The sequence below is a fragment of the Sphingobium sp. ba1 genome (assembly GCF_000743655.1).
Taxonomy (GTDB): Bacteria; Pseudomonadota; Alphaproteobacteria; order Sphingomonadales; family Sphingomonadaceae; genus Sphingobium.
Genome location: NZ_JPPQ01000069.1, coordinates 586,617 through 589,920 on the forward strand (window position 1 = coordinate 586,617; position 3,304 = coordinate 589,920).

A 3,304-nucleotide genomic window follows, 5' to 3' on the forward strand; every position below is an offset into this window, starting at 1 on the left:
TTCGAACCCTCGACCCCAACCTTGGCAATCTGATTTCTAAGCTACGCTACAATTTCCGATAATACGATTTTCTACGATATTTCAACTAGATATTGATTTCTGCTTACTACGCCATATCCTGGAATTCGCCACCAAACGGCGTATTTTGGAGACAATATGGAGACAAAGCTTACCGCCAGAAGCTTTGTCTCCAAATGGAGGCGGAAATGCCAACTGCCAAGCTGAACAAGCGTTCGATCGATGCGCTGAAGCCCCCAGAGGAAAAGCAGGTCGTCCTATGGGACAGTGAGATTCGAGGTTTCGGCGTTCGCGTCCTTCCTTCAGGCCTCAAGACGTTCATCATCCAGTACCGGAATGCCGAGGGCATCAAACGCCGTGTCAATATCGGTCGCTTTGGCGTGATCACTGCCGAGCAAGCGCGCGATCTTGCAAAGATCAAGCTCGGCACGGTTGCTGCCGGGGAAGACCCGGCGGATGACGCTCGTCGCGCCAGGAACGAGATGAACGTTGCCGAACTGTGCGACTGGTATCTGACAGAAGCTCATGCAGGCAGGATCCTCGGTCGACGAAACAGGCCGATCAAAGAGTCTTCACTTGCGATGGATGAAAGCCGAATCCGAACCCATATCAAACCGCTGCTCGGAAAACGGATCGCCCGTCATCTGACGATTGCCGATGTCGAAGCGATGCAAAACGATGTGGCGACCGGACAGACGAAAAAGCCTCGGACGGACGGCCGGGGAGGCAAGGCGACCGGAGGCCCCGGTGTCGCAGCGCGCTGCCTGGCGACCCTTCAGGCCATCTTAGGCCATGCGAAGCATAAAGGCTTGCTCGCCGAGCATCCCACTAAGGGTGCCAAGAAGCTCGCTGGCAATAAAAAGACAAGACGCCTCAGCGTTGCCGAGATCGAAGCGCTGGGCAAGGCGATTGCCTATGCCGAGCAGCAGGGCGTTAGCCAGACCGGTATTGCCGTCATTAGGCTATTGCTGCTGACCGGCTATAGGCGCGAGGAGGGGCAAGCCATGCAGCGGTCATGGGTTTATCCAATGGGAGGATTCGTTGCTTTTCCCGATACCAAGACCGATGGGCAGATCCGAGCGATCGGACCGGAAGCGATCAAGCTCATCGTGGCGCAGCCGCAGATCGCGGGCAATCCTTACGTGTTCACTGCGACCACGGGTGATGGCCCCTTCACGGCAGTCAGCGCCTGCCTGCAACGGGTGTGCGGCTTCGCCGGAATTTCCGACGTTACGCCCCACGTTCTTCGCCATACCTTCGCCAGCATCGCGGCTGAACTAGGTTTCTCAGAACTAACGATCCGCGCGATGCTAGGGCACGCTTCGCAGAATGTGACGCAAGATTACATCCATGTCGATGAAGCCCTCAAGCTTGCCGTGCGGCGGACATCCGACGAGATCGCCAAGCTGCTCGCTCAGGGGGCTGCCAAGCTGGACCGTCTTCGCCTCGTCGCCTGAGCGACAGAGACAGATAGACAGATGGTAACATATACGTTACTGGAAAGGCTGTGAGTTGATCGTACAGGAGTATATCCGCGAGGACGGCTCCAGCCCATTTCGCACTTGGTTCGATGCTCTCGATACCCAAGCCGGGGCCAAGGTGGCGACGGCGATTGTCAGGCTGGAGCTTGGCAATCTGTCGAACGTCAAATGGATCGGCGGCGGGCTTGGAGAATATCGGATCGATTGGGGACCAGGCTATCGGCTTTACCTTGGACAGGATGGAGATGAATTGATCATCCTGTTTGTAGGGGGAACGAAGAAGCGACAGCAGGCCGATATCAACCGCGCCAGCGTGCTGTTGACGGAGTATAAGGGCCGTAAGGCGGCTGCGAAGAGAACCAAGGGATAGAAGGATGGTACTGACGCGGGATTTCAAGGAGACGGTGAAGGAGCGCGCGGCGCGCGATCCTGCCTTTGCCAAAGCCATGCTCGACGAGGCGGCAACAGCATTCCTGAACGGTGAGCCCCATGTTGCGCGCCTGATCCTTCGTGACCTGGTGAATGCGTCGGTTGGGTTTGAAGCTCTGGCGGCACAGACAAACCGGCCGAGCAAGAGCCTGCACCGAATGCTATCCGAGAAGGGCAACCCCAGCATGGACAATCTCGCAGCCATCTTCGGAGCGGTGCGCGAACGCCTCGGCGTTTCGATAGTGGCACATGCAGTAGAACTTGCCTGACTGATTGCGTGACCGACATCCTTCGAGATGATGGCGGCGGACAGGCCGTAGTCGGTGTCGTTCGCGATCGCGATCGCTTCCGCGTCGGTCGCAAAGGTTGTGATGGCCGCGACTGGCCCGAAAATCTCTTCCACATAAGCCGGCATGGCTGCGCTGACGTCGGTAAGAACGGTGGGTTTGATGAAAAGCCCATCAGCCGCGCCTCCGGTTAGTAGAATAGCGCCCGCAGCGACGCTGGCCTCGATCGTCTTGACGGCATGATCGTGCTGAGGAGCGTTGATCATCGGGCCTATCGCGACTTCGGCGAGGTTGGGATCCCCCATGGGTGTGGATCGTCGTGCAAACGGGGGTCTGACTCAAATTCCGTGCAATTCGGATCATGCGGGTGCCATGACCCTGGCCTTGAGCGGGTCGATTTTGGCGCGCCCATACATCTGTCGGCCGGATGTAGCTAACCTGATCTAAATCAAGATGTAATTTGAAGTCCGCTTTGCTTTTAGCTTCTGCCGTTGAGCTTTATCCCTTTTGAAAAAATGGACCAGGAGACTTCGCCTCTAGCCGAGGGTGCCAGAAAGGCCTGTATTGACCCCCGGCCAGCGCCCGCCGTGGCAATTGCGGCGTAAGCTGGATTTTACTCAGGCGCCAGAAGGCCCCTCAACGGCAGACCTGGACGAATTCTCGCCCAAGACCGAGTCGTCACCCTGCAGGAAGGCTGGGTTTCCAATTAGGAAGTTCATTCGTGCGACCGCGATGGGCTTCTCGCGATCGCCCTGCCACGCCGCCACTTCAACGTTCGCAATCCTGTTGCCAAGCCGCACGACCTCACCTTGTGCGATCGTCGTCACCAGCTTCCCTCCACGCCTAAAGTCCACAGTGACATTAATGGGTTTAACGCGAACTGCTCCCGGCTCGCCCACAGCCTCGTACAGGGCAACAAAGGCGGCTAATTCCAGCAACCCCGATATCGCGCCGCCGTGCAAGAAACCGGGACGCCCCGTGACATCCGGGCCAGCGGCCATCGCGACGCGAAAGCGGACACCGTCGCTTTCGAGAGTTGCTTTCAGTCGTTCAGCATATGGCGGGAGCCTCACAACGTCGCCCCTCCGA

Annotated in this window: 4 protein-coding genes and 1 pseudogene; 3 read left to right on the forward strand and 2 right to left on the reverse strand. The window is 57.8% G+C overall.

The window, feature by feature from the left end; genetic code table 11:
- Window positions 1-206: 206 nt before the first annotated feature.
- The 3 genes from IL54_RS05790 to IL54_RS05800 are packed head-to-tail and all read left to right on the forward strand — an operon-like array spanning window position 207 to window position 2,197.
- Window positions 207-1,475 (forward strand): tyrosine-type recombinase/integrase, encoded by a 1,269-nt coding sequence (locus IL54_RS05790; protein WP_037477900.1) that lies wholly within the window; start codon window positions 207-209, stop codon window positions 1,473-1,475.
- A gap of 55 nt (window positions 1,476-1,530) precedes the next feature.
- Window positions 1,531-1,869, forward strand: coding sequence for a type II toxin-antitoxin system RelE/ParE family toxin (locus tag IL54_RS05795; RefSeq protein WP_037473911.1), 339 nt, complete (start codon window positions 1,531-1,533; stop codon window positions 1,867-1,869).
- Window positions 1,870-1,873: 4 nt separating this feature from the next.
- Entirely contained in the window at window positions 1,874-2,197 is a 324-nt protein-coding gene (locus IL54_RS05800; protein WP_037473913.1) for a helix-turn-helix domain-containing transcriptional regulator, read from the forward strand.
- Between the two features lie 14 nt (window positions 2,198-2,211).
- Here IL54_RS05800 and IL54_RS22735 read toward each other — a convergent pair.
- A pseudogene (locus IL54_RS22735) lies at window positions 2,212-2,520 on the reverse strand (aldehyde dehydrogenase family protein); the annotation flags it as partial.
- Window positions 2,521-2,832: 312 nt separating this feature from the next.
- Window positions 2,833-3,304 (reverse strand): PaaI family thioesterase (locus IL54_RS05810; RefSeq protein WP_443210416.1); only part of this gene is annotated, 472 nt, incomplete at its 5' end.

Bases quoted from the DNA above. Each gene is read 5' to 3' on its own strand.
- IL54_RS05800 (WP_037473913.1), top strand. From the start codon at position 1,874: ATGGTACTGACGCGGGATTTCAAGGAGACGGTGAAGGAGCGCGCGGCG.
- IL54_RS05790 (WP_037477900.1), top strand. From the start codon at position 207: ATGCCAACTGCCAAGCTGAACAAGCGTTCGATCGATGCGCTGAAGCCC.